General features: G+C 65.2%; 22 protein-coding genes. 9 read left to right on the plus strand and 13 right to left on the minus strand.

What is annotated here, in order from left to right; genetic code table 11:
- Positions 1–81 precede the first annotated feature (81 nt).
- A complete protein-coding gene (locus GA645_RS09640; RefSeq protein ID WP_152222169.1) occupies positions 82–885 on the minus strand; it encodes a helix-turn-helix transcriptional regulator in 804 nt (267 codons plus the stop codon).
- Positions 886–1,109: 224 nt separating this feature from the next.
- Between GA645_RS09640 and GA645_RS09645 the strand changes: the two genes are divergently transcribed.
- A complete protein-coding gene (locus GA645_RS09645; RefSeq protein ID WP_152222171.1) occupies positions 1,110–2,474 on the plus strand; it encodes an APC family permease in 1,365 nt (454 codons plus the stop codon).
- 231 nt (positions 2,475–2,705) lie between these two features.
- Entirely contained in the window at positions 2,706–3,803 is a 1,098-nt protein-coding gene (locus GA645_RS09650; RefSeq protein WP_152222173.1) for a P1 family peptidase, read from the plus strand.
- Between the two features lie 380 nt (positions 3,804–4,183).
- Here GA645_RS09650 and GA645_RS09655 read toward each other — a convergent pair whose 3' ends face one another.
- The 10 genes from GA645_RS09655 to gcl form a co-directional block, all read right to left on the minus strand.
- Positions 4,184–5,182: a sulfate ABC transporter substrate-binding protein gene (locus GA645_RS09655; RefSeq protein ID WP_152222175.1), complete on the minus strand. Its 999-nt coding sequence runs from the start codon at positions 5,180–5,182 to the stop codon at positions 4,184–4,186.
- Between the two features lie 159 nt (positions 5,183–5,341).
- Positions 5,342–6,997: a mucoidy inhibitor MuiA family protein gene (locus GA645_RS09660; protein ID WP_256676120.1), complete on the minus strand. Its 1,656-nt coding sequence runs from the start codon at positions 6,995–6,997 to the stop codon at positions 5,342–5,344.
- Positions 6,998–7,208: 211 nt separating this feature from the next.
- Positions 7,209–8,453, minus strand: a complete 1,245-nt coding sequence (gene sstT / locus GA645_RS09665; protein ID WP_152222177.1) for a serine/threonine transporter SstT — start codon at positions 8,451–8,453, stop codon at positions 7,209–7,211.
- Positions 8,454–8,660: 207 nt separating this feature from the next.
- Entirely contained in the window at positions 8,661–9,497 is an 837-nt protein-coding gene (gene dapF, locus GA645_RS09670) for a diaminopimelate epimerase (protein ID WP_152222179.1), read from the minus strand.
- 47 nt (positions 9,498–9,544) lie between these two features.
- Positions 9,545–10,435: an urea transporter gene (locus GA645_RS09675; RefSeq protein WP_152222181.1), complete on the minus strand. Its 891-nt coding sequence runs from the start codon at positions 10,433–10,435 to the stop codon at positions 9,545–9,547.
- A gap of 382 nt (positions 10,436–10,817) precedes the next feature.
- The gene (gene pyk / locus GA645_RS09680; RefSeq protein ID WP_152222183.1) at positions 10,818–12,248 is read right to left on the minus strand and encodes a pyruvate kinase; all 1,431 of its coding nucleotides are present in this window, start codon (positions 12,246–12,248) and stop codon (positions 10,818–10,820) included.
- A complete protein-coding gene (locus tag GA645_RS09685; RefSeq protein WP_152222185.1) occupies positions 12,245–13,516 on the minus strand; it encodes a glycerate kinase in 1,272 nt (423 codons plus the stop codon). Before GA645_RS09685 ends, pyk begins: the two co-directional genes overlap by 4 nt.
- Before the next feature lie 252 nt (positions 13,517–13,768).
- Positions 13,769–14,659, minus strand: coding sequence for a 2-hydroxy-3-oxopropionate reductase (locus tag GA645_RS09690; protein WP_152222187.1), 891 nt, complete (start codon positions 14,657–14,659; stop codon positions 13,769–13,771).
- 118 nt (positions 14,660–14,777) lie between these two features.
- Complete coding sequence (gene hyi, locus GA645_RS09695) at positions 14,778–15,560, minus strand: hydroxypyruvate isomerase (protein ID WP_152222189.1); 783 nt, start codon at positions 15,558–15,560, stop codon at positions 14,778–14,780.
- A 96-nt stretch (positions 15,561–15,656) separates the two neighbouring features.
- Positions 15,657–17,432: a glyoxylate carboligase gene (gene gcl, locus GA645_RS09700; RefSeq protein WP_152222191.1), complete on the minus strand. Its 1,776-nt coding sequence runs from the start codon at positions 17,430–17,432 to the stop codon at positions 15,657–15,659.
- 340 nt (positions 17,433–17,772) lie between these two features.
- Here gcl and GA645_RS09705 point away from each other — a divergent pair, with 340 nt between their 5' ends.
- The gene (locus GA645_RS09705; RefSeq protein WP_152222193.1) at positions 17,773–18,204 is read left to right on the plus strand and encodes a heme-binding protein; all 432 of its coding nucleotides are present in this window, start codon (positions 17,773–17,775) and stop codon (positions 18,202–18,204) included.
- 114 nt (positions 18,205–18,318) lie between these two features.
- Here the strand turns inward: GA645_RS09705 and GA645_RS09710 are convergent, their stop codons facing one another.
- Positions 18,319–18,972, minus strand: a complete 654-nt coding sequence (locus GA645_RS09710; protein ID WP_152222195.1) for a TetR/AcrR family transcriptional regulator — start codon at positions 18,970–18,972, stop codon at positions 18,319–18,321.
- A gap of 200 nt (positions 18,973–19,172) precedes the next feature.
- Between GA645_RS09710 and moaA the strand changes: the two genes are divergently transcribed.
- The 6 genes from moaA (at position 19,173) to GA645_RS09740 (ending at position 23,422) form a co-directional block, all read left to right on the plus strand.
- Positions 19,173–20,168 carry a GTP 3',8-cyclase MoaA gene (gene moaA / locus GA645_RS09715; RefSeq protein WP_152222197.1) on the plus strand — a complete coding sequence of 332 codons (996 nt, stop codon included), beginning with the start codon at positions 19,173–19,175 and terminating at the stop codon, positions 20,166–20,168.
- 64 nt (positions 20,169–20,232) lie between these two features.
- Positions 20,233–21,060, plus strand: a complete 828-nt coding sequence (locus GA645_RS09720; RefSeq protein ID WP_256676121.1) for an ABC transporter substrate-binding protein — start codon at positions 20,233–20,235, stop codon at positions 21,058–21,060.
- 59 nt (positions 21,061–21,119) lie between these two features.
- A complete protein-coding gene (locus tag GA645_RS09725) occupies positions 21,120–21,455 on the plus strand; it encodes a low molecular weight protein tyrosine phosphatase family protein (protein ID WP_152222199.1) in 336 nt (111 codons plus the stop codon).
- Positions 21,452–21,937: a hypothetical protein gene (locus GA645_RS09730; protein WP_152222201.1), complete on the plus strand. Its 486-nt coding sequence runs from the start codon at positions 21,452–21,454 to the stop codon at positions 21,935–21,937. The genes GA645_RS09725 and GA645_RS09730 overlap by 4 nt, the downstream gene beginning before the upstream one ends.
- Before the next feature lie 169 nt (positions 21,938–22,106).
- Positions 22,107–22,466 (plus strand): PA2779 family protein, encoded by a 360-nt coding sequence (locus tag GA645_RS09735; protein ID WP_372239802.1) that lies wholly within the window; start codon positions 22,107–22,109, stop codon positions 22,464–22,466.
- A gap of 35 nt (positions 22,467–22,501) precedes the next feature.
- Entirely contained in the window at positions 22,502–23,422 is a 921-nt protein-coding gene (locus GA645_RS09740) for a PA2778 family cysteine peptidase (RefSeq protein ID WP_152228010.1), read from the plus strand.
- A gap of 58 nt (positions 23,423–23,480) precedes the next feature.
- Here GA645_RS09740 and GA645_RS09745 read toward each other — a convergent pair whose 3' ends face one another.
- Positions 23,481–24,764 carry an FAD-binding oxidoreductase gene (locus GA645_RS09745; RefSeq protein ID WP_178119510.1) on the minus strand — a complete coding sequence of 428 codons (1,284 nt, stop codon included), beginning with the start codon at positions 24,762–24,764 and terminating at the stop codon, positions 23,481–23,483.
- Positions 24,765–24,774: the final 10 nt, after the last annotated feature.

A 24,774-nucleotide genomic window follows, 5' to 3' on the forward strand; every position in this document is an offset into this window, starting at 1 on the left:
GCCTGGGCGGGGCGCGGTAGTGTCTGCAGGGGGCCAGCGGGGTGTCCCGCTGGACGCGAAGGGGGCGGCGGTATCGGCGTTTCAGGGGTTCTGCGGGTCATGCCCGAGAGATTGCAGGAACAGCGAGAACAGCTCCGGCTGCGAGGAGATGTCGAGCTTGTTGTACAGGTGGCGGCGGTGCACCTTGATGGTTTCCGGGGAAATAGCCAGGCGCTCGGCCATCGCCTTGGAGGAGTAACCCCGCAGGATCAGCCGGGCGATCTCCAGCTCTCGTTCGGAGAGCACGCCGGCGCCGAAATGGCTCAGCGCGTCCCGCACCTGTACCGCCACACCGTCGCTGGCGCCCGGCAGCAGGCGCTGGCTGCGCTGTTGCCAGTGCTGCTGCATCAGCGCCAGGACCCAGGGGCAGAGCATCGCCAGCAGGCCGGTCTGCTCGGCCTCGAACAGCTTGCGCATACCCAGTGACAGCGACAGCGCCCCCTGGCCGGGCAGCTGCAGGATGAACTGCACCTCGTCCTCCCGCACGTTGTCGTGGAAGTAGCTGAGGAAGTATTCGCTCTGGCGGAACTGGTCCGGGGAGATTTCCTCCAGCCGGTACAAGCCGCTGGACACACCCTCGCGGCAGGCCTGGTAGAAGGGGTCGAGCTGGTACAGGCCGTCGAGGTAGATGGCCATCGCCGCAGGCCCTGCGTTGGGCTCGGCGTCGTACTCCTCCAGCGCCACCGGGGTGCCGCTGGCCGGGTAGAACATCGCCAGGGCGTTATCGAATGGCAGCCACTGGTGCAGCAGCAGGATCAGTTGCTTCCAGAAACGCGGTTGGCCGATCTGCTCGATGGCGCGGCCGAGGTTGGCGTGCATGCCGACCTCGCGGAACAGGGTGTGCATCGGCGAGTTATCTCCGGCAGGCAGTTGTGGAGGGGCAGGCGTGGATTCGGCCCACGGTTTCCTCCTTTTACCGCTTCGCCGTCAAGGGGGCGTAACCCCAAATGGTGATTGGCCGCCACCCTCGCCATGCCCAGACTGCACACCACCCAGCGTCCCGCACAGAGGGCGCGACAAGGTTCTCGTTCCTGCCTCAGCCACCAATAACAACACGAGGAAACAACGATATGAGCGCTTCCCCTGCGCCAGAAAGCGCGCTCAAGCCCAGCCTGGGCGTGATCGACGTGGTCGCCATCACCGTCTCGGCGGTCACCCCCGCCAGCTCCGTGTTCGTCATCGCGCCCTTTGCCATCCAGCAGGCCGGCAGCGGTGCCTTCATGGCTTTCGTCATCGCCGGCTTCCTGGCCCTGATGTTCGCCTGGTGCTATGCCGAGCTGGGCCGTGCCCACAGTTCCGCTGGCGGCGAGTACGTCTACGCCAAGCGCGTGTTCGGCGGCCTTGCCGGCTACGCCACCTTCCTTACCGTGCTGGTCTCGCTGCTGTTCATTCCACCCGTGCTGGCCACGGGGGCGGCGACCTACCTCAACAATGCCCTGGGGACGAACTTCGATACCCAGACGGTCGCGTTGGTGATAGTCGCCGCCAGCTACGTGCTGGGCATCCTCAATATCCGGGTGAACGCCTGGATCACCGGCGTCTTCCTGCTTTGCGAAGTCGCAGCGTTGTTGGTGATAGTCGTGCTCGGCTTCGGCCATGTCAGCCAGCCGGTGAGTGTGCTGCTGCAGCCGCAGCACATCGACGGCGGAGTGCTGGCCGCCGCACCCTGGGCGCTGGTGATCGGCTCCGTGGGCACCGCGTTGTTTGCCTACAACGGCTTCGGCGGCGCGGTGCTGCTGGCCGAGGACATGAAGTGCGGTGGGCGCAATGTGCACCGTGCGGTGATCTGGTCGCTGGTGCTGGTACTGGCCATTGAGTTGGTGCCGATGACCGCGTTGCTGCTCGGCGCGCCCTCGCTGAAAGACATGATCGCCAGCCCCGATCCGGTCGGTTACCTGCTCACCGCCCACGGCAACGAGACGCTGTCGCGGCTGGTCAGCGCTGGCATCTTCCTCTCGGTGTTCAATGCCATCGTCGCCATCGTCATCCAGGTCGGTCGGGTGATCTTCAGCAGTGGCCGCGACGAGCTGTGGACGCCGCTGATGAACCGCGCTTTCACCCGCATCCACCCGCGCTGGGAGTCGCCCTGGATAGCCACGCTGTTCCTCGGAGTCCCCTCGGCCGCGCTGAGCTTCAGCTCGAACCTGGAGGAGCTGACTTCCTTCACCGTCCTGCTGCTGGTGATGGTCTATCTGGTGGTGGCGCTCTGCGCGCTGTTCAGCCGCGTTCTGCGCCGCGACCGCGAACACCCGTACCGCATGCCGCTGTGGCCGCTGCCGGCGATGCTGGCGGTGATCGGCGCCGGGTATCTGTTGCTCAATCTGCTACTGGACGCCTCCTCGCGGGACGTCATGATCATTGTCGGAATACTGGCCGTGTCGGTGATTCTCTACAGCACCTACGGCAAGCTCAGCCCGGCCTTCCAGAAGCTCTGAAAGCCTGCCCAATGTCTGCCTGCGCTTGCTCATGCTGCGTTAAAAGCAGGCTCGTGCGCGAGTCCGATCAAAATACTCATTTACCATTCGTAAACTGCGCTTTTTCGCCTGTTTGACTCGCTGCGCTCGCCCTTCGGGCCAGCCTTCGGCTGTTACTCCCGTTGGTCGTTGCGCCTTGCCTGAGCTGCGCTCGGCGAGACATTGAACAGGCTTTGCACTCAAGGAGACAGCATGCGCGCTCGTCAACTCGGCATCACCCTTGGCCTGGGCACGCCCGGCCCGTTCAACGCCATCACCGATGTTCCCGGCATCCGCGTCGGCCACAGCACCTTGATCGAGCAACGCGACGGTCGTGCCGTGCGCACCGGGGTCACGGTGGTCCAGCCGCGCGATGGCGCGGCACGGCAGCAACCCTGCTTCGCCGGCTGCCATGTGCTCAACGGCAACGGTGACGCCACCGGACTGGAATGGATACGCGAGGCGGGACTGCTGACCACGCCCATCGCCATCACCAATACCCACAGCGTCGGCGTGGTGCGTGATGCGCTGATCGCCGCCGAACATGCCGAGCTGGCGGACCCGTCGATCTACTGGTGCATGCCAGTGGTGATGGAGACCTACGATGGGCTGCTCAACGACATCTGGGGCCAGCACGTTGGCGCCGAGCAGGTGCGGGAAGCGCTGGCTGCCGCCGAGTCCGGCGCGGTTCGGGAAGGCTCGGTAGGCGGTGGCACCGGGATGATCTGCCATGAATTCAAGGGTGGCATCGGCACGGCTTCACGCAAGCTGCCGGCAGAGCAGGGCGGCTGGACGGTGGGCGCGCTGGTGCAGGCCAACCACGGCCAGCGCCGCGAGTTACGGGTGGACGGTTATCCGGTGGGCCGCCAGCTGGGCGATATCCCATCTCCTTTCGCCGACCGTGGCGAGCCGGGTATGGGTTCCATCGTGGTGATCCTTGCCACCGATGCGCCGCTGTTGCCGCACCAGTGCCAGCGCCTGGCGCAGCGTGCGTCCGTCGGCATCGCCCGCACCGGTGGCGGGACCGAGGATTCCAGTGGCGATATCTTCCTCGCCTTCGCCACCGGCAACCGCGATCTGCCGCCGGCGGACTACGGGCGCAAGGACCTGCCGTTCTCCACACCCTTGGCGATGGTCAACAACGACCACATCTCGCCGCTGTTCGCCGCGGCGGCGGAGGCGGTGGAGGAGGCCATCGTCAATGTGCTGCTGGCCGGGAAGGACATGCATACCGATGACGGCGTGCTGGTGCCGGCACTGACCGGGGAGCGTCTGCTGGGCGCTTTGCGCGAGGCGGGCTGGAAGGGATAACGCGTGGCATTTGTAGGATGGCGTGGAGCGCAGCGATACCCATCGATGGGCCTTGTGCCGATGCAGCATGGGTATTGCTGCGCTCCACCCATCCTACGGACCTGGCGCGGATGAAGGTGTAAGCCTGTAGGAGCAACTGTCTTTTGGGCTCCCGCGTTCGCGGGAGTGACGATGTCGTGCACCGCGCTCCGCAATCGTCTTCCCCGCGAACGCGGGGACCCAGAAACAATGTAGGAGCGGACCATGCCCGCGATCGCGCGCATGGTGCGCTCCTACAGGGGAATGTTCGTGCCATGAAAAAAGCCGGAGCTGCTGGGCAGCTCCGGCTTTCATGCTTTTGCAGGAGCGGACTCCGTCCGCGATCCCGCAGCAGGGCCTGATCAGTTCGGGGTATAGATCTGGTCGAACACGCCACCGTCGGCGAAGTGGGTCTTCTGCACGGTGCGCCAGTCGCCGAAGGTCTTCTCTACCGAGAAGAAGTCCACTTTCGGGAAACGGTCGGAGAACTCGGCGAGGATTTCCGGATTGCGTGGACGCAGGTAGTTGTTCGCCGCAATGGTCTGGCCTTCGTCGGACCACAGGTACTTCAGGTAGGCCTCTGCCTCGGCGCGGGTGCCTTTCTTGTCGACCACCTTGTCCACCACGGTCACCGGCGGCTCGGCTTCGGCGGAGACGCTCGGGTAGACCACTTCGAAGCCGCCACGGCCGAACTCGCGGGCGATCATCTCGGCTTCGTTCTCGAAGGTCACCAGCACGTCGCCGATCTGGTTCTGCATGAAGGTGGTGGTCGCTGCGCGGCCACCGGTGTCCAGCACCGGAACGTGCTTGAACAGCTGGCCCACGAATTCCTTGGCCTTGGCCTCATCGCCGCCATTCTTCAGGGTGTAGCCCCAGGCGGAGAGATAGGTGTAGCGGCCGTTGCCGGAGGTCTTGGGGTTCGGTACCACCACCTGCACGCCGTCCTTGAGCAGGTCCGGCCAATCCGTCAGGCCCTTGGGGTTGCCCTTGCGCACGATGAACACCGTGGCTGAGGTGAAGGGCGCGCTGTTGTTGGGCAGGCGCGCGGCCCAGTCCTTGGGCACCAGGCCGCCGTTGTCGGCCAGGGCGTCGATGTCGGTGGCCTGGTTCATGGTGATGACGTCGGCCGGCAGGCCGTCGATCACCGCACGGGCCTGTTTGCTGGAACCGCCGTGGGACATCTGGATGACGATGCTCTGGCCCTTTTCGGCCTGCCAGTGCTTCTGGAAGGCGGTGTTGTAGTCCTTGTAGAAGTCACGCATCACGTCGTAGGAGACGTTGAGCAGGGGCTGGGCGGCCTGGGCGGCGGAGGCCAGGGCGAGGCCGGCGGCCAGCAGCGAGGCGCTGAACAGACGTTTCATTGCAGATCCTTGATCGGAGAGAAGTTCCAATCGCGCGAATATAACGACCAGTTATATAAAGGAAAAATATCGAATTCTGCTTTGCTTAGAACCAAATTCGCCGACTGGCCGTCGATGCCTGTCAGGCGGCGGGGTCGATGCCCGCCGCCCGCCATAAAGTCAGTCCAGCCCGCTGACTGCGAGCTCCTTCGGATACTCCACGCTGAACTTGAAGGTCGTGCTGCGTTTCTCGCCCGGTTTCAGCTGCCAGTCCCACATCAGCTTGCCGTCGTCCTCCCGGGCGACCGACGGGTCCTCGGGCTCCAGCAGGGCCACCTTGATCTGCTCGTTGCGCGAGACCGGCAGCCGGTCCTTGAACTGCAGGCGCTGCTCGGTCTTGTGGTTGTTCTGCGCGTCGATGCGGAATTCGTAGGTGATGCGTTTGCGACCGCCGGTGAGGCCGGTGGACTCGGTGTAGCGATTGACCAGCTTGCGCTTGATCGACATGGCCTCGTCGCCGCCCAGGGCCAGCTCGAAGGTCTCGCCCGGCATCACCGCGCGCAGCTGGCCGCTGGCGACGAAGGTGTTGCCCAGGTAGGTGTTGAGCGTGCCCGGCAGCAACGGATAGTCGCTGGCGTTGCGGGTATCGGCCTGCAGGTAGGCGGCTTCGCGCAGCGACGGCGTGGCGAGGTAGCGGAAGGTGGCCGGCAGCTTGAATTGGGCGATGGAAACCTTCTGCGAGCTGCCGTCGCTGTTCAGCGTGGCTCGGGTGGGGATGTGGAAGGAGGCGCTGGTAGTGGCTCCGCTGACTTCGGCGATGGCGACCGGCATGTCCGCCAGGGAGCCGGCCACGGCCAGTTCGTCCGCTTCGAAGCGCTGCGCCTTCTTCGCTTCCATCGCCATCATCGGCACGACCGGCGCTGGCGCGGGGCTGGCAGCCAGCGCCACGCGCGGGTCGAAGGTGTCGACGAACCATGGGGAAAGAGCCGGCACGCTACTGCCCAGGTTGGGACGCGCGGTGGAGAGCGTGAGGTCGACGTCGGTCCAGTCCTCGCCGCTGCTTTGCCGGACGATGCCCTGGTAGGTCATCTCGATCTGCTCCTCGCCATCGCGAAGACGGGCGTCGTAGGCCGGTCGCCAGGAAGCGTCGTAGAGGGTGTAGCTGAGCTGCAAGCGGACCTGCGCGGGCTTCTCCAGGGCCACCCGGAGGATGGCGCGCTTGTAATGGGTGCCGTCCCCGGCGAGGTGGCTGCGCTGGTTCTCCAGCTCCTGCTTGCGCTGCTGCAGTTCCTCGCTCTGCTGGTCGAGCTTGCGCTGCTCGTCGAGGATGCGCCCGAGATTGCCCTCGCTCATCTGCAGCAGGTTCTTCAACTCATCGATGCTCGGCAGCGCCTGGCCCTTGGCCGGCTTGGTGCTGCTGGCCTGGATGTCGGCGAGGAACTGCTTCTGGTTCTCCAGCACGCTGCCGCGGTCGCTGATTTCCCGCTCCTGCCGGGCGATCTCGCGCAACTGGCTGTCCAGCTGTTGCAGGCGATTATCCTCGGAGGGCGGCGAGACCTGCGGCGCGCTGCTGACATCGAGCAGGGTCGCCGCGGCGCTGGCGCTGAGCGAGGCCTGCAGGCTGTTGTCGTCGATGCGCAGGGGCAACTGCTCCAGGGCAATCTCATGCTGGCCGGCGGGCAATTGCAGGGTGGCGGTGCGGGTGACGATGGCGCGGTCGGTGTAGACGGTGACCGCGCTGATGCGGCTGTCGGCCACCTGGGGGGCGGCGAGCAACGGGGCGCTGGCCAGCGCGCCGGCCATGGCAAGGATCAGTGGATGGAGTCGAAAGGGCATGGGGTCACCTCGGCAAGGCCGTTCCCTGGAGTGCGGCCGACACAGCGGAGCGCCACCATGGCGTCCGTCCATGCTGCTTGTGACGAAGGGGCTGGAGAAAACGGGTTGAGCGCGGGCGAGGGAATGCCGTCATGACCGACGAACGGCAATTGAGGACGCAGCGGATAAGGCGGGGAGCACCGAGGCGGCCGCAGCCGCCCCGGTGGGAGGATCAGGCGCGTTCGCCGGCCTCGGGGCTGTCGGCGTCGTCTTCGGCCAGGCAGGCCGCGGCGGTGAACAGCACGTCGGTAGAGGAGTTCAGTGCGGTTTCGGCCGAATCCTGGAGGATGCCGATGATGAAGCCGACCGCCACCACCTGCATCGCCACTTCGCTGGAGATGCCGAACAGGCCACAGGCCAGCGGGATCAGCAGCAGCGAGCCGCCGGCCACGCCGGAAGCGCCGCAGGCGCAGATCGAGGCGACCACGCTGAGCAGGATGGCGGTGGGCAGGTCCACGGCGATGCCCAGAGTGTGCACCGCCGCCAGGGTCAGCACGCTGATGGTGATGGCGGCGCCGGCCATGTTGATGGTCGCGCCCAGCGGGATGGACACGGAGTAGGTGTCCTCGTGCAGCCCCAGGCGCTCGCACAGCTGCAGGTTGACCGGGATGTTGGCCGCCGAGCTGCGGGTGAAGAAGGCGGTGATGCCGCTCTCGCGCAGGCAGGTGAAGACCAGCGGGTACGGGTTGCGGCGAATCTTGCTGAAGACGATCAGCGGGTTCACCACCAGCGCCACGAACAGCATGCAGCCCAGCAGCATGGCCAGCAGGTGCAGGTAGCCGAGCAGCGCGTCGAAGCCGGATTCGGCGAGGGTGCTGGCCACCAGGCCGAAGATGCCCAGCGGGGCGAAGGCGATCACCACGCGGACGATCAGGGTCACGCCGTTGGCGACATCGTCCAGCAGGTCGCGGGTGGTCTGCCGGGCGTGGCGCAGGGCGATGCCCAGGCCGATGGCCCAGGCCAGGATGGCGATGAAGTCCGCCTCCAGCAATGCCTTCACCGGGTTGGTGGTGACGCTGAAGAGCAGCGAGCGCAGGACTTCGCCGATGCCGCCGGGCGGGGTCAGTTCGTTGCTGGGGGCGTGCAGGACCAGGGTGGAGGGGAAGGCGAAGCTGGCCATCACCGCGACCACCGCGGCGGCGAAGGTGCCGATCAGGTACAGCAGCAGGATCGGCCGGATGTGCGTGCGCTGGCCTTGCTTGTGGTTGGCGATGGAGGACATCACCAGCACCAGCACGAGTACCGGTGCGACGGCCTTTAGGGCGGAGATGAACAGTTTGCCGAGCAGGCCGACGGCGACGGCGCCTTGCGGCCAGATCAGGGCAAGGGCAATGCCGCAGAGCATGCCGATGAAGATCCGCAGGACCAGGCTGGTGTGCTTGAGTCGCTGCAGGAGGGTGGGAGTTGGAAGCGTCATGACATCGTTCGCTGCATGGAAATGGGATCGCACCGGCGGGCCGGATGCGCGAGGGCGCGGATTATGCCGTCGGATTCCGGGAAATGCGCGGTTACCCGTCGATTGAGCGGTCAGCTTCCGCTTCGGTGGGCGTCAGGTGGCAGTCTGGAGGAGGGCGCCCGGACCGGCATTGATCCATGCCGGTCGCGGCGGGATTAGCGGCCGGGTTCAGCCAAGGTCGTTGAAGGCTTCCGGATCGAGATCGAGGCCGGCGACCCGTTGTACGGCGCCACGCATGGTGACCTGGAAGTCCTCCGCGACGCGGATCTTCAGTTGGCCGCCGGCCAGGTTCAGGTCGATACGTTCCTCGCACAGGCCCAGGCGGCGCGCCACGGCGGCGGCTGCGCAGCTGCTGGTGCCGGAGGATAGGGTGTAGCCGGCGCCGCGTTCCCAGATCTCCACGCGCAGGGCGTTGCAGCCCTGCCATTCCACGAACTGTACGTTGGTGCGCCGGGGGAACAGTGGATGGCGTTCCAGCAGCGGACCGAGGCGACAAGCCAGTTCGCGGCTGGTCTGCTCGACGAACACTACGCAGTGCGGGTTGCCCATGGACACCGCGTTGATCTTCAACGACTCACCGTCGATTTCCAGCGGATAGCCCAGGGCTTCCGGCGCATCGATGAGCACCGGTATGGATGCACAGGCGAACTCGGCGCGGCCCATGGAAATCTCTACGCTGCGGCCTTCGTCGAACACCTGGCTGGTGACGGTGCCACCGGCGGTGACGATGTCGAACGGCTGGTCGGCGACCAGCCCGCAGTCCCACAGGTAGCGGGAAAAGATGCGCAGACCGTTGCCGCTCTTCTCCGCCTCGGAGCCGTCCGGGTTGAGGATGCGCAGGCCGAAGGCGCTGTCCGTGTGCTGTGCCAGCAGGATGCCGTCGGAACCGATGCCGAAGTGACGGTTACAGACCCGGCCGATCTGCGTTGGCGTCAGCGCGAACGGCTCGGGGCCGGCATGGACCAGATAGTCGTTACCCAGAGCCTGGTATTTCACGAAGTGCATGGCGCGATCCGTCGCTGAAGGAAGTACCCGACAGACTATAGACGCGGTCAGGCCTTTTCCGTGTGCAGGGTACGCAGCAGCATCGACAGCAGGCGCTGGCCCAGGATCACCAGCCAACAGGCAAAAATGAAGGGCGCGGTGAAGGCCGGCAGGCCGACCAGTGCGAAGCAGGGTTGCAGCAGCACCGCGAGCAGGATGCCGCACAGTGGCGCCAAGGCACTGCGATAGCGCAGCGACAGGGCGATGCCGGCCAGTGCGCCGTTCAGGCCGAGCAGACCGGCTTGTGCCGAAGCAGCCGGCAGACTGAGCAGCGGAGCGATGAGCAGCGCACCGGCGGCGCCCACCAGAGCCCAGAAGGCGGCGCGGCGGTCGGCCAGCAGCAGGCCGAGGGCGATGGTCAGGCCGGCCAGCGGTTCGCCGAGGAAGATCACTTCGCCGAAGCCCAGTGCCGTCGAATCGAGGAAGCGCTCGACCAGATCGCAGGACAAACAGCCCGGGCCCGTCGCGGGGGCCAGCCCGATGGCCTTGCCCAGCGCCGCGCAGACCCAGCCCATCAGTACGAAGGCCAGCGTATAGGCCGGCAGGCCGAAGCGCAGGCGCGACTGGCGCAGCATTCCCGCCTGCACGACCACGGAACTGAGAATGGCCGCGACGCAAAGCACCAGCATGGCCGGCGACCACTGGAACAGGAAGGGCAGCATCAGGCCGACGAGGACCGGGTTGTAGTCGTACAGGCCGGCATCGACGTCCGTCCGCGGTACGCGCAGGAAGCGCGCGGCGAGGGCGCTGAGCAGGCTGCCGAGCAGTGCGCCGGGCAACAACCGGGGGGCCGACCAGGCGATGCTGAGCAGCAGGATCAGGCCGAAGCGTGCGTCAGCCTGCAGATAGATCTGGCCGAATCCGACCAGCCGGGTGCGAGCGAATTGAATGAGGGACATGGTGCTACAGGGTTGTGGGATGCGTGGACTGCGCGGCGCCCGGTGATGGGCGCATCGAGGCGCGCAGCGTAGTGCATCTTGTGACGCCGGCATACGGGCCCGCGCCACCGGGTGGAAAAGAAAAGAGGCTGCCTGCGGGATCGCCGCTGACAGCCTCGAAATTCCATGGCCAGCATGGGAGTTGCTCGTGGGGGGCCATGGACCGACAAGCATTCGGTCAAGGTCAAACCCGGACGGACGGGGACGCGGCCCCGTATTCCCGGCCCCGTCCGTCCGGGAGTGACTCGGTGCGGAGGCGCGCCTTGGGGCGCGGCTCCTGAACTCGGTTGCCTTCTCCCCAACCCTTTCCTTCAGGGTGAGGGTGGGGGAGAGGGACTTTGTCTTAACCCTCCAGCGCCGGCGCGACCGTCTCGATGCGCAGCATGTTGGTGCTGCCCGGCTGGCCGAAGGGCACGCCGGCGGTGATCACCACAGTGTCGCCACGGCGCGCCATGCGCTGGGCCAGGGCGATGTCCAGGGCGGTGGAGCAGATCTCGTCGACGTGGGCGAGCTGCGCGTTGACCACCGAGTGCACACCCCAGGCCACGGTCAGGCGGCGGGCGGATTTCAGTTGCGGCGTCAGGCTGAGGATCGGTGCCTTGGGACGCTCGCGGGACGCACGCAGGGTCGAGGCGCCGGACTCGGTGTAGTTCACCAGCACCGCTACCGGCAGGATGCGGCTGATCCGGCGGATCGCGCAGCTGATGGCGTCGGAGACGGTGGCGTCGGGTTCCGCGCGGTTGAGTTCGAGTTGGCCCTGGTAGTCCGGCTCGGCTTCCACCTGGCGGATGATCTTCGCCATCATTTCCACCGCTTCACGCGGGTACTGGCCCGAGGCGCTCTCGGCGCTGAGCATCACGCAGTCGGCGCCTTCGCTCACGGCGTTGGCCACGTCGGTCACCTCGGCGCGGGTCGGCGCCGGGGAGAAACGCATGGATTCGAGCATCTGGGTCGCGACCACCACCGGGCGGCCGAGCTGGCGGCAGACCTGGATGATGCGCTTCTGGATACCCGGCACGCTCTCGGCCGGCATTTCCACGCCCAGGTCACCGCGGGCGACCATGATGGCGTCGGCCAGGCGGGCGATGGCTTCGATGGACTGCACCGCCGACGGCTTCTCGATCTTGGCCATGAGGAAGGCCTTGTCGCCGATCAGGGCGCGGGCTTCCTCGATGTCTTCGGGACGCTGCACGAAGGACAGTGCGACCCAGTCCACGCCCAGCTCCAGACCGAAGTCCAGGTCACGGCGGTCCTTGGCGGTCAGCGGGCTGAGCTTGAGTACGGCCTCCGGCACGTTGACGCCCTTGCGATCGGACAGCTCGCCGCTGTTCATCACGCGGGTCTCGATGGCGTCGGCGTGGGCGTTGACCACCTGCAGGCGGATCTTGCCGTCGTCCAGCAGCAGGCTCATGCCCGGCTCCAGCGCCTGGATGATTTCCGGGTGGGGCAGGTTGACGCGCTTGTCGTCGCCCGGGACGTCGCTCAGGTCCAGGGTGAAGCTCTGGCCCTTTTCAAGCTGCACCGCACCGTTGGCGAAACGGCCGACGCGCAGTTTAGGACCCTGCAGGTCCATGAGGATGCCGATGGGGTAGTCCAGCTCGGCTTCCACTTCGCGGACCCAGGCGAAACGCTGGGCGTGGTCGTTGTACTCGCCGTGGCTGAAGTTCAGGCGGAACAGGTTGGCGCCTGCCTCGACCAGAGCACGGATGTCGTCACGGCTTTTGATCGCCGGGCCCAGAGTAGCGAGAATTTTTACTTTCTTATCAGGAGTCATTTGTCGTTCTCGAGGACCAGGATGGCGCGGAAGTCGTTGACGTTGGTACGGGTCGGCCGGGTGATCACCAGGTCGCCCAGTTCGGCGAAGAAGCCGTAGCCGTTGTTGTTGTCGAGCTCATGCAACGGGTTGAGGCCGGCCTTGAGGGCGCGGTTGTAGCTGCACGGCGTCATCAGGGCACCGGCGTTGCTTTCCATGCCGTCGATGCCGTCGGTGTCCCCCGCCAGGGCCCAGATGTTCGGTTCGCCCTTGAGGTCGGCGGTGAGGCTGAGGAGAAACTCGGCGTTGCGTCCGCCACGGCCGGTGCCGCGTACGGTCACGGTGGTCTCGCCACCGGAGAGGATCAGGCATGGCGCCTTCAGCGGCTGGCCATGCTTGCGGATCTGCCGGGCGATGCCGGCATGGACCTTGGCGACCTCGCGGGATTCGCCTTCCAGGTCACCCAGGATCAGCGTCGGGATACCAGCGGCTTCGGCCTTGGCGGCCACCGCATCGAGAGCGTGCTGGGGCGTGGCGATCAGCTTGAAGTGGCTGCGCGACAGGCACTCGTCACCGGGTTTGACGGTTTCCGAACGCGGGTCTTCCAGCCAGGCACGCACATTCGCCGGGACTTCGATGTCGTAGCGCTTGAGGATGGCCAGGGCGTCAGCGGAGGTGGTCGGGTCGCCCACTGTCGGGCCGGAGGCGATCACCGTGGCCTCGTCGCCGGGTACATCGGAAATCGCGTAGGTGTACACGCTGGCCGGCCAGCAGGCGCGGGCCAGGCGGCCGCCCTTGATGGCGGAGAGGTGCTTGCGCACGCAGTTCATTTCGCTGATGGCGGCGCCGGATTTCAGCAACGCCTTGTTCACGCTGCGCTTGTCGTCGAGGCTGATGCCTTCGGCCGGCAGGGCGAGCAGGGCGGAGCCGCCACCGGAGAGCAGGAAGATCACCCGGTCGTTCTCGGTCAGCCCGCTGATCAGTTCCAGCACGCGGCGCGCAACGCGCTCGCCGGCATCGTCCGGTACCGGGTGCGAGGCTTCCACCACTTCGATGCGGCGGCAGTCGGCGCCGTAGCCGTAGGGGGCCACGACCAGACCCTGGACCTGACCGTTCCAGTGCTTCTCGGCGACTTCGGCCATGGCACCGGCAGCCTTGCCGGCGCCGATGACGATGGTGCGGCCACCCTTGTCGGTGGGCAGATGCTTGGCCAGTACCTGGGCCGGGTGCGCGGCGGCAATGGCGGTGTCGAACAACTCGCGCAGGAAGGTGCGTGGGTCCAGGCTCATGACAGGCTCCGGTGATTCTTCTTGTGGTGTATCCATGGCTCAGGCTTCTGTCTCCAGAAGACTCAGCGATGGATTCGAACGCCCCGGCCGGCGAGGCCGTGATTCCCTACGGCCGGGTGTTCGATTCTGGTTTCTGGTCCCCCGCCTTCGTGGGGGTGACGTGCTTTGCGTGGTCCGGACATCACTCCCATAACGCCCTGACCTGCACCGCTTTCGTCATCCCCGCGAAGGCGGGGACCCAGTGGGCAACGCTCAGTCCTTGCGGATCGAGAAATTGGCCATGTGCTCCAGGCCCTTGATCAGGCCGGAGTGGTCCCAGTTGCTGCCGCCGATGGCCGCGCAAGTGCTGAACACTTGCTGGGCGTTGGCGGTGTTGGGCAGGTTCAGGCCCAGTTCGCGAGCGCCGGCCAGGGCCAGGTTCAGGTCCTTCTGGTGCAGGCTGATGCGGAAGCCCGGATCGAAGGTGCCCTTGACCATGCGGTCGCCGTGCACTTCGAGGATGCGCGAGGAGGCGAAACCGCCCATCAGCGCTTCACGTACCTTGGCCGGGTCCGCGCCGTTCTTGGCGGCGAACAGCAGGGCTTCGGCGACGGCCTGGATGTTCAGGGCGACGATGATCTGGTTGGCGACCTTGGCGGTCTGTCCGTCACCGTTGCCACCGACGCGGGTGATGTTCTTGCCCATGGCCTGCAGCAGCGGCAGCACGCGCTCGAAGGTGTTCGGGCAGCCACCGACCATGATGCTCAGGGTCGCGGCCTTGGCGCCGACTTCACCGCCGGAAACCGGGGCGTCCAGGTACTGCGCGCCGGTGGCCTTGATCTTCTCGGCGAAGGTCTTGGTGGCGGTGGGGGAGATCGAGCTCATGTCGATCACGACCTTGTTCGGGCCCACGCCTTCGGCGATACCGTCCTTGCGGAACAGTACGTCTTCGACCTGCGGGGTGTCCGGCACCATGACGATGATGAACTCGGCTTCCTGGGCAACTTCCTTGGGGGTGGCCAGGGCGATGCCGCCGGCTTCTACCAGGGCAGCGGGAGCTGCGTCGTGGTGGGTGGAGACGAAGATCTGGTGGCCGGCTTTCTGCAGGTTCTGCGCCATGGGCAGGCCCATGATTCCGGTGCCGATGAATCCGATTTTGGCCATGAGGTGTTCTCCTGGTTTCTCTTGTTGGGTTATCGGGCCCCCGCGTTCGCGGGGGTGACGCTGGAAAGGTTCGGTTTCCCCGTCATTCCCGCGAACGCGGGAACCCAGCAAAAAAGCATCAGATGACGTTGTGGCTCTTCAGCCAGCCCAGACCGGCTTCGGTGGTAGTCTTGGGCTTGTATTCGCAACCGATCCAGCCGCTGTAGCCGATGCGGTCCAGGTGCTCGAACAGGAAGCGGTAGTTGATCTCGCCGGTACCCGGTTCGTTACGGCCAGGGTTGTCGGCCAGCTGGATGTGGTTGATGGCCGGGAGGTTCTTCTCCATGGTCCGGGCCAGGTCACCTTCCATGATCTGCATGTGGTAGATGTCGTACTGCAGGAACAGGTTGGCGCTGCCGACCTTCTCGCGAAGCTCCAGGGCCTGCTGGGTGTTCTTCAGGTAGAAGCCGGGAATGTCGAGGGTGTTGATCATTTCCATGACCAGCTTGATGCCCGCGGCTTCGAGCTTGTCCGCCGCGTACTCCAGGTTGTTCAGGAAGGTGTTCTCGATGGTGGCGCAGTCGTAGCCCTGCGGGCGGATGCCGGCCAGGCAGTTGACCTGCTTGTTGCCCAGCACCTTGGCGTAGGCGATGGCCTTGTCCACGCCGGCGCGGAATTCCTCGACGCGATCCGGATGGCAGGCGATGCCGCGCTCGCCCTTGGCCCAGTCGCCGGCGGGCAGGTTGAACAGCACTTGTTCCAGCTTGTTGGCGTCCAGGCGGGCCTTGATCACCTCGGCCTCGACGTCATAGGGGAAGAGGTACTCGACACCGCTGAAACCGGCCTTGGCGGCGGCATCGAAACGGTCGAGGAAGTCCACTTCGGTGAACAGCATGGACAGGTTGGCGCAGAAACGGGGCATTGTGTGACTCCTTGATGGCGTGTTGCTCGAACAGCCCCCTCTCGGCAAGGAGAGGGTCAGGGGAGAGGGCCTCGCGGCGCCTCTCCCGCAGATGGATCAATCCAGCAGAGAGATGGCGGTCGGTGCGTCGGCACCCTTGAGCGCCAGTTCCTCGAACTCGTTCACTGCGTTGATCTCGGTACCCATGGAGATGTTGGTGACACGCTCCAGGATGACTTCCACTACGACCGGCACGCGGTGCTTCTGCATCAGCTCGCGAGCCTGGACGAAGGCAGCGCCGATCTGCTCCGGGTCGAAGACGCGGATGGCTTTGCAGCCCAGGCCTTCAACCACCGCAACGTGGTCCACGCCGTAGCCGTTGAGTTCCGGCGCGTTGACGTTGTCGAACGCCAGCTGCACGCAGTAGTCGATCTCGAAGCCACGCTGCGCCTGACGGATCAGACCCAGGTAGGAGTTGTTCACCAGCACGTGGATGTACGGCAGGTTGAACTGCGCACCGGCCGCCAGTTCTTCGATCATGAACTGGAAGTCGTAGTCGCCCGACAGCGCCACGACCTGACGGCTCGGGTCGGCCTTGACCACGCCCAGCGCTGCCGGAATGGTCCAGCCCAGCGGGCCGGCCTGGCCGCAGTTGATCCAGTGGCGCGGCTTGTACACGTGCAGGAACTGGGCGCCGGCGATCTGCGACAGACCGATGGTGCTGACGTAGCAGGTGTCCTTGCCGAAGAACTCGTTCATTTCTTCGTAGACGCGTTGCGGCTTGACCGGCACGTTGTCGAAGTGGGTCTTGCGCTGCATGGTGCGCTTGCGCTCGCGGCAGGCTTCCACCCAGGCGCTGCGGTCCTTCAGCTTGCCGGCGGCTTTCCACTCGCGGGCTACTTCCAGGAAGACTTCCAGCGCGGAGCCGGCGTCGGAAACGATGCCCAGGTCCGGAGTGAAGACGCGGCCGATCTGGGTCGGTTCGATGTCCACGTGGACGAACTTGCGGCCCGCGGTGTAGACGTCGACCGAACCGGTGTGGCGGTTGGCCCAGCGGTTGCCGATGCCGAACACCATGTCCGATTCCAGGACGGTGGCGTTACCGTAGCGGTGCGAGGTCTGCAGACCGCACATGCCGGCCATCAGCGGGTGATCGTCCGGGATGGTGCCCCAGCCCATCAGGGTCGGGACTACCGGTACGCCGGTCAGCTCAGCGAACTCGACCAGCTTGTCGGAGGCATCGGCGTTGATGATGCCGCCGCCGGCGCAGATCAGCGGACGCTCGGCGTCATTGAGCAGGGCCAGGGCTTTTTCGGCCTGGGCACGGGAGGCCTTCGGCTTGTTGACCGGCAGGGGCTCGTAGGCGTCGATGTCGAATTCGATTTCGGCCATCTGCACGTCGAACGGCAGGTCGATCAGCACGGGGCCCGGACGGCCGCTGCGCATTTCAAAGAAAGCCTTCTGGAAGGCGTAGGGCACCTGGCCCGGTTCCAGAACGGTGGTTGCCCACTTGGTGACCGGCTTGACGATGCTGGTGATGTCCACGGCCTGGAAGTCTTCCTTGTGCATGCGTGCACGGGGAGCCTGGCCGGTGATGCAGAGAATCGGGATGGAGTCGGCGGAGGCCGAGTACAGGCCGGTGACCATGTCGGTGCCGGCGGGGCCGGAGGTGCCGATGCACACGCCGATGTTGCCGGCGGTGGTGCGGGTGTAACCCTCGGCCATGTGCGACGCGCCTTCGACGTGGCGAGCCAGGACGTGATCGATGCCGCCGAGTTTCTTCATGGCCGCATACATGGGGTTGATGGCGGCGCCCGGCACGCCGAAGGCGGTATCGACGCCTTCGCGACGCATTACCAGTACGGCAGCCTCGATTGCTCTCATTCTGGCCATATTTTGTTCCTCGGTTCTTATACTGATTGTGTACAAAAGTTGAGGTGATTCTATGCAGGCTTCGGCGAGAAGGTCAAGGCGGGTTGTATACGTGGGACTGGGCGGTCATTTTTCTTGTAAACCCAGATAAAACAGTATGTTGCGCGTAAAGCTGATCCGTGGGTCAAACTGTCGTTTGAAAAAATGTATACAAAAATAGGTGCTCATTGTCCTTTTGTGTTGCTTTGGTCAGGGCGTTCGGCTACTAGATTGCGTACAGATTTCTGATGCGGATGTGTGCAGGCGAATCGCCAGTGCCGTCCGTGCCCCTGACTTACTCAACCTTGAAGAGGAAAACCTCATGAGCACTATCAGTCTGGAAACCGCGCTGGATATCACCCGCCAGGCCCTGGCCGCCAGCCGCGAGTTGTCCACCGCGCCGCTGACCATCGCCGTGCTGGATGCCGGCGGGCACCTTGTGACCCTTCAGCGGGAGGATGGCGCCAGCATGCTTCGTCCGCAGATCGCCATCGGCAAGGCCTGGGGCGCCGTGGCGCTGGGCAAGTCGTCGCGTCTGCTGGCGGCGGACGCGCAGCAGCGCCCGTCCTTCATCGCAGCGGTGAACACGCTGGCGCAAGGCAATGTGGTCCCCGCGCCGGGCGGCGTGCTGATCCGTAACTCGGCCAATGAAGTGATCGGCGCCATCGGCATCAGTGGCGACGCCTCGGACATCGACGAGCAGTGCGCGATCCGTGGCGTGCAGGCGCTGGGGCTGGTGGCCGACGCGGGCTGATCGAAGAGGGGAAGGGCGCGCAGTTCACCGCGCGCCAAATGCTTTCTGTAGGAGCGTTGAGGTTCGCGAGCAAGCTCGCTCCTGCAGTTCCAGCGGGCGGGAAAGTGCGATCAATCAGATCGACAGCGGCCGCAAACGCCCCTGGGACTTGGGCTCGTTGCCGTTGTCCGGCGCGGTGCCGCGCAGCACCAGGCGGGTAATGGTCTCGGTGGCTGCCTCGAAATCGGCGTCGCTGAGGCTGGTCTTGCCGGTGACCATGGAGATCTGCCAGTCGAAATCGGCGTAGGTCTGGGTTGCCGCCCAGATGGTGAACAACAGGTGATGCGGGTCCACCGGGGCGAGCAGGCCGCGGTCGATCCAGCTCTGCAGGCAGGCGATGTTGCGCTGGGCCTGGGCGTTCAGCTCGTCCAGGTACTCCTTCGGCAGGTGCGGCGCACCGTGCATCAGTTCGCTGGCGAACACCTTGGAGGCGTGGGGCAGCTCCTGGGAAATCCTCACCTTGGATCGGATGTAGGCCTTGAGTGCCTCGCCCGGCTCGTCGTCCTCGCGGAACGGCGCGGAAGCCTGGAGCAGGGGTTCGACGACGCTTTCCAGAACGCAGCGGTAGAGATTTTCCTTGGTCTGGAAGTAGTAGTAGACGTTGGGCTTGGGCAGGCCGGCGCGAGCGGCGATGTCGCTGGTCTTGGTCGCCGCGAATCCCTTTTCGGCGAATTCCTCGCTGGCTGCGCGGAGGATGAGGCGCCGGTTACGCTCGCGAATGCTAGTCATGGATGCTGGTCTTCTTGTGCTGCTGTTGTTGCCCAACTTAGCCGGGCATGGTAGCACCGGCCTCGTAGCCCTCTCAAGGCGACGGTCTGCGGGCAATTTCCTGACTTGCGGGTCGAATTCGTGTATACATCGGTCTGCAACTCATGTATTCCTAGCGCACTTTCGTCTGGCCAGCCTGCCAACCGGAATCCTGACTACCCATGCCTGACTCCCAACTGGTCGATCCCTTCGGTCGACGCATCACCTACCTGCGCCTGTCGGTCACCGACCGTTGCGACTTCCGCTGCACCTACTGCATGAGTGAAGACATGCAGTTCCTGCCGCGCGATCAGGTGCTGAGTCTGGAGGAGCTGGAAGCGGTGGCGGACGCCTTCATCGGCCTGGGTGTGCGGCGTATCCGCATCACCGGCGGCGAACCGCTGGTACGCAAGGGACTGACCGGCCTGCTGGCGAAGCTTGGGGCGCGCCGGGAGTTGGACGACCTGGCCATCACCACCAACGGCTCGCAACTGCGCGAGCGTGCCGCCGAATTGCGTGCCGCGGGCGTGCGTCGCCTGAATATCAGCCTCGATTCCCTGCGCCGCGAGCGCTTCGCCGCCTTCACCCGCGCTGACAAGCTGGAGCAGGTACTTGACGGCATCGATGCCGCCCGTGAAGCGGGCTTCGAGCGGATCAAGCTGAACACCGTGGTGCAGAAGGGGCGCAATGACGACGAAGTCTGCGACCTGGTGGCGTTTGCCCTGGGCAAGGGCATCGACATCAGCTTCATCGAAGAGATGCCGCTGGGCACCGTCAGCAGTCACGAACGCAAGCTCACCCTGTGCAGCAGCGACGAGGTGCGCGCGCACCTGGCCGAGCGCTGGCAATTGCTGCCGACGCCCGAGCGCAGCGGCGGGCCTTCTCGCTATTACCGCATCGATGGCTACGACAGCCGCATCGGTTTCATTTCCCCGCACAGCAATAACTTCTGCGGCGATTGCAATCGCGTGCGGGTGACCGCCGAAGGCAAGCTGGTGCTGTGCCTGGGTCATGAGGGCGCGCTGGACCTGCGCCGCCTGTTGCGCGAACACCCCGGCGATGTCGCGTGCCTGCGCGCCGCACTGATGGAAGCATTGCGCCTGAAGCCCGAGCGCCACCATTTCGAAGCCGACCAGCAGGTGCAGGTGCTGCGGTTCATGAGCATGACCGGCGGCTGAGTCCGCCACGGCGGGCCAGCGGGCTTGCCCGACAGAACAACAACAATGTCACCAGGAGGGTACTTTGAAGCTCAAGGCTTTCTGCTGGGCGCTCGCCAGCATCGTTTCCACCGGGGCCATGGCGCAGACCTATGTGGTCGGCGTCGAGAACCTGCCATTCGCACCGCACTACGTCACTGACGCGCAGGGTCGTTACCAGGGCTTTGCCCGGGACCTGCTCGATCTCTTCGCTGCCTCCGCCGGCATTACCCTGGAGTACCGCCCGATGCCTGTGGACGCGTTGCTCCCGGCGCTGCTCAAGGGAGAGGTCGATTTCAAATACCCGGACAACCCCAATTGGGCGCCGGAGCAGAAGGCTGCCAAGTCGCTGCGCTACAGCCAGCCGGTGACCCAGTACGTCGACGGTGTGCTGGTGGCGCCCGATCGCCTGGGGCAGGGTGTCGGCGCCCTGAAGCGGCTGGCGTTGGTGGAGGGCTGGACGCCGCGTGGTTACGAACAACAGGTGCAGTCCGGGCAGATCGGCATCGAGCCCAGTGCAGACCTCCGGCAGATGATCCACACCGCACTGAAGAAGCAGGCCGACGGCGCCTACTTCAACGTGGTGGTCGCCACCTACTACCTGGACAACATCCGCGCCCGCCCCGGTGCGCTGGTGTTCGATCCGTCGTTGCCGCACACGCGCAGCACCTTCCAGCTTTCCACGGTGAAGCAGGGGGAACTGATGGATCGCTTCGACCGCTTCCTCAGCGACCACGCCAAGGAAGTTGCCGCGCTCAAGGCCAAGTACGGCGTCGAGGCAAACCTGGACTCCGAGCATCTGGGCGTCGAGCAGTGGAAAGTGGATTTCCTCGAGCGACAGAAAGCAAAACAGAAGGCGCCGGCCTCGCCCTGAGCCGTCATCTTCCCTAGAATCGCCGCTGCCGTTCGCGCGCCAGCCGTAGGGAGGATGAAGTGCGCCGCGCTTTGTTCATCTGCAGCCGCAATTGCTTGCGCAGCCCCACCGCTGAAACCGTCTTCGCCAGCTGGCCGGAGGTCGAGACCGACTCCGCCGGGCTGGCGCCGGACGCGGACGTTCCGCTGAGCGCCGAGCAACTGGACTGGGTCGACCTGGTATTCGTCATGGAGCGCCGGCAGCGCCAGGCGCTGCTGCGCCGCTTCCCCCTGGCAATGCGCGGCAAGCGGCTGGTGTGCCTGGATATCCCCGATGACTTTGCCTACCTGCAGCCGGAGCTGGTGCTCCTGCTGGAGCGCAAGGCTGGTCCCTTCCTGTGGCAGGAGGGGGTATGAACGAGATCCGTATTCCGCTGCGCGAGGGCATGCTCGTCTGTCCCGGTTTCCGTATTCAGGCGCAGCCGGAGCCTTCGCTGGAAATCGACGGCGACCTGCTTTGGGCGCTGGAGCAGCCTCACTGGAGTGATCTGGCTGTCGAGCTGCACGAGCGCGACGGTGCCTGCTGGATATCGCCCTTGCCACTGGAGCGACAGGCTGGCTTCGACCCGCAGCGGGTGATCGGTTGGCGTGACGAGCCGGTGCGCATCGAGCAGCCCGACGACGTCTCGGATGCCGAGGGCGCTATCCACTGGTGGCGCGGCGGTGCGGTGGCCGACGTGCGCGGGCGCATCAGCCATTATCCCTGGGGACGACTGCTGCGCGTGGAAGGCGGCGGATTCGGGCCTGAGCACTTTCTCTTTCCCCGTGGTCACGCCTGTGTCTACCTGGGGCATCTCGACACTGACTGGCGCGCATTGCGCTTCGAACTCTTTGCCTGACTGAGCATCTTAATAGGTAGCGGCCCAGCGGTTGGCGCCGACATGGCGGGAGCGTTGCGGCTTGCCGGCTTTTGCGCCGAGCGGCAGCACCTCGTGCCTTACGTGCAAGTAGTCAAAGATGAGGAAACCCATAATGACCATAACAAAGCGGGTGAAAAGCCTTGCGGCCATGCTGGTGCTGGCGCAGTTGGGCGTGGTGGCGGAGGTCCCGCTGGCACAGGCGAGCATGGTGGCGACTGGTGAGGTGCTGCAGGCGCAGCAACAACAGGTCGACCGCGAGCAACTGCTGAAGATGCTCGATGACCAGGGCGTGCAGAAGAAGTTGCAGTCCATGGGCGTTGAACGCAGCAAGGTCGAGCAACGCATCAAGAGTCTGTCCAACGAGGAACTGGCACAGTTCAATCAGCAGCTGAACCAGGCGCCAGCCGGTGGTTTCATCGAGATCATCATCCTGTTCCTGCTGATCTTCGTCATCACTGACATGCTCTGCATCACCCACATCTTCACCTTCGTCAGGTGCCAACGTTGAGTCGCTGGGCCATGGCTGCCGCGTTGGTGGCGGCCATGGTGCTCGGCGGCTGCGCGCAGGCGCCGAAGTTGCCGTCCAGCGTGGAGGTGCTGCCCGAGCGTGTGGAACTGAGCGATGTGCAGTTCTTCCCGCAGCAGGAATTCCAGTGCGGCCCCGCCGCGCTGGCGACCATGCTCAACCAGCGCGGCGTGCGGGTTACGCCGCGGCAACTGAAGGATCGTGTGTTCCTTCCGCAACGACAGGGCAGCTTGCAGGTTGAGCTGGTCGCGGCGGCGCGGGAGAAGGGCATGCTGGTCTATCCGTTGCAGCCTCGCCTGGAGGATGTGCTGAGCGAGGTGGCTGCGGGCAATCCGGTGCTGATTCTGCAGAACCAGGGGTTGGACTGGCTGCCGGTGTGGCATTTTGCGGTGGTGGTCGGCTTCGATCGGCAGCGCCATGAACTGATCCTGCGTTCGGGGATTACCGAGCGGTTGGTGATCGACTTCACCGCCTTCGATGTCACCTGGGCTCGCAGCAAGCGTTGGGCGGTACTGACCTTGCCGCCGGATCGTCTGCCGGCCACGGCGCAACCCACCGCCTGGCTGCGTGCCGCCCATGATCTGGAGGAAACCGGTCAGCCAGCCCTGGCAAAGCAGGCGTATCGCAAGGCAACACAGGCCTGGCCGCAGGATGCGCTGGGCTGGTTCGCCCTGGCGAACGCGCAATACGCCGGTGGTCACCTGGGCGAGGCGGAGTCGTCCTTGCGGCATAGCGTGGGTGCACGCCCCGATTTCGCCGCGGGCTGGTTCAACCTGGGCAATGTGCTGGGCGAGCGGGGTTGCTCGAAGCAGGCGCGCGAGGCGAGCAGTTGTGCGGCTCGGTTGGCGCCGGCGGACTCGCGCTTTTCGGTGGCGCCCGGTGGAACTGCAAATCCCTCGGCGCGCTGTGAATCGCTGCCGGCTTGTCCGGGCGGCTGACTCGCTCCCCGGAAAAGAAAACGGCGCCTCACGGCGCCGTTTTTCTTCGAGCGGAGCGTTACACGCCCAGCTTGTCGCGCATGGTGTAGTACCAGGCACCGATCGCGGAGAACGGAACCTGGAACATGCGGCCGCCCGGGAAGGGGTAGTGCGGCAGGGTAGCGAAGGCGTCGAAACGCTCGGCCTGGCCACGCAGGACTTCGGCCAGCAGCTTGCCTGCCAGGTGGGTATAGGTCACGCCGTGGCCGGAGCAGCCCTGGGAGTAGTAGATGTTGTCGCCGATACGGCCAACCTGCGGCAGACGCGAGAGGGTCAGCAGGAAGTTGCCGGTCCAGGCGAAGTCGATCTTCACGTTCTTCAGTTGCGGGAACACCTTGAGCATCTTCGGACGAATGATCGCCTCGATGTTCGACGGGTCGCGCGCACCGTAGACCACGCCGCCACCGAAGATCAGACGGTTGTCGCCGGTCAGGCGGTAGTAGTCGAGCAGGTAGTTGCAGTCCTCGACGCAGTAGTCGGTCGGCAGCAGGGACTTGGCCAGGTCGGCGCTCAGCGGCTCGGTGGTAATTACCTGGGTGCCGCACGGCATGGACTTGGAAGCCAGCTCCGGTACCAGGCCGCCGAGGTAGGCGTTACCGGCAACCACGATGAACTTGGCCTTCACGCGGCCTTTCGGGGTGTGCACGACCGGGTTGGCGCCACGGTCGATCTTCACGGCAGGGGACTGCTCGTGGATCACGCCGCCCAGCGACTCAACGGCTGCGGCTTCGCCCAGGGCGAGGTTCAGCGGATGGATGTGGCCGCCGCTCATGTCGAGCATGCCGCCGACATAGCTGTCGGTGCCGACGACTTCGCGGATGCGCTTGGCGTCCATCAGTTCCAGCTGGGTGTGGCCGAAGCGCTCCCACAGCTTCTTCTGGGACTCCAGGTGGCCCATCTGCTTGGTGCTGAGGGCCGCGAACACGCCGCCGTCCTTCAGGTCGCACTGGATGTTGTACTTGGCGATACGGTCGCGAATGATGCGGCCGCCTTCGAAGGCCATGTCGCCCAGCAGTTTCGCCTGCTTGGCGCCGACACTGCGCTCGATGACGTCGATGTCACGGCTATAGCTGTTGACGATCTGGCCGCCGTTACGGCCCGACGCGCCGAAACCGACCTTGGCGGCTTCCAGCACGGTGACCTTGAAACCGTTTTCCAGCAGGAACAGGGCGGTAGACAGGCCGGTGTAGCCTGCGCCAATCACGCAGACATCGGTTTCCACCTCGCCCTGCAGTTCAGGACGGGCCGGGACCGGGTTGGCCGAGGCTGCGTAATAGGAAGAGGGGTAGGAGGTGTGCGGCATAATGCACCTG

This window comes from Pseudomonas sp. SCB32, from assembly GCF_009189165.1.
Lineage (GTDB): Bacteria > Pseudomonadota > Gammaproteobacteria > Pseudomonadales > Pseudomonadaceae > Pseudomonas.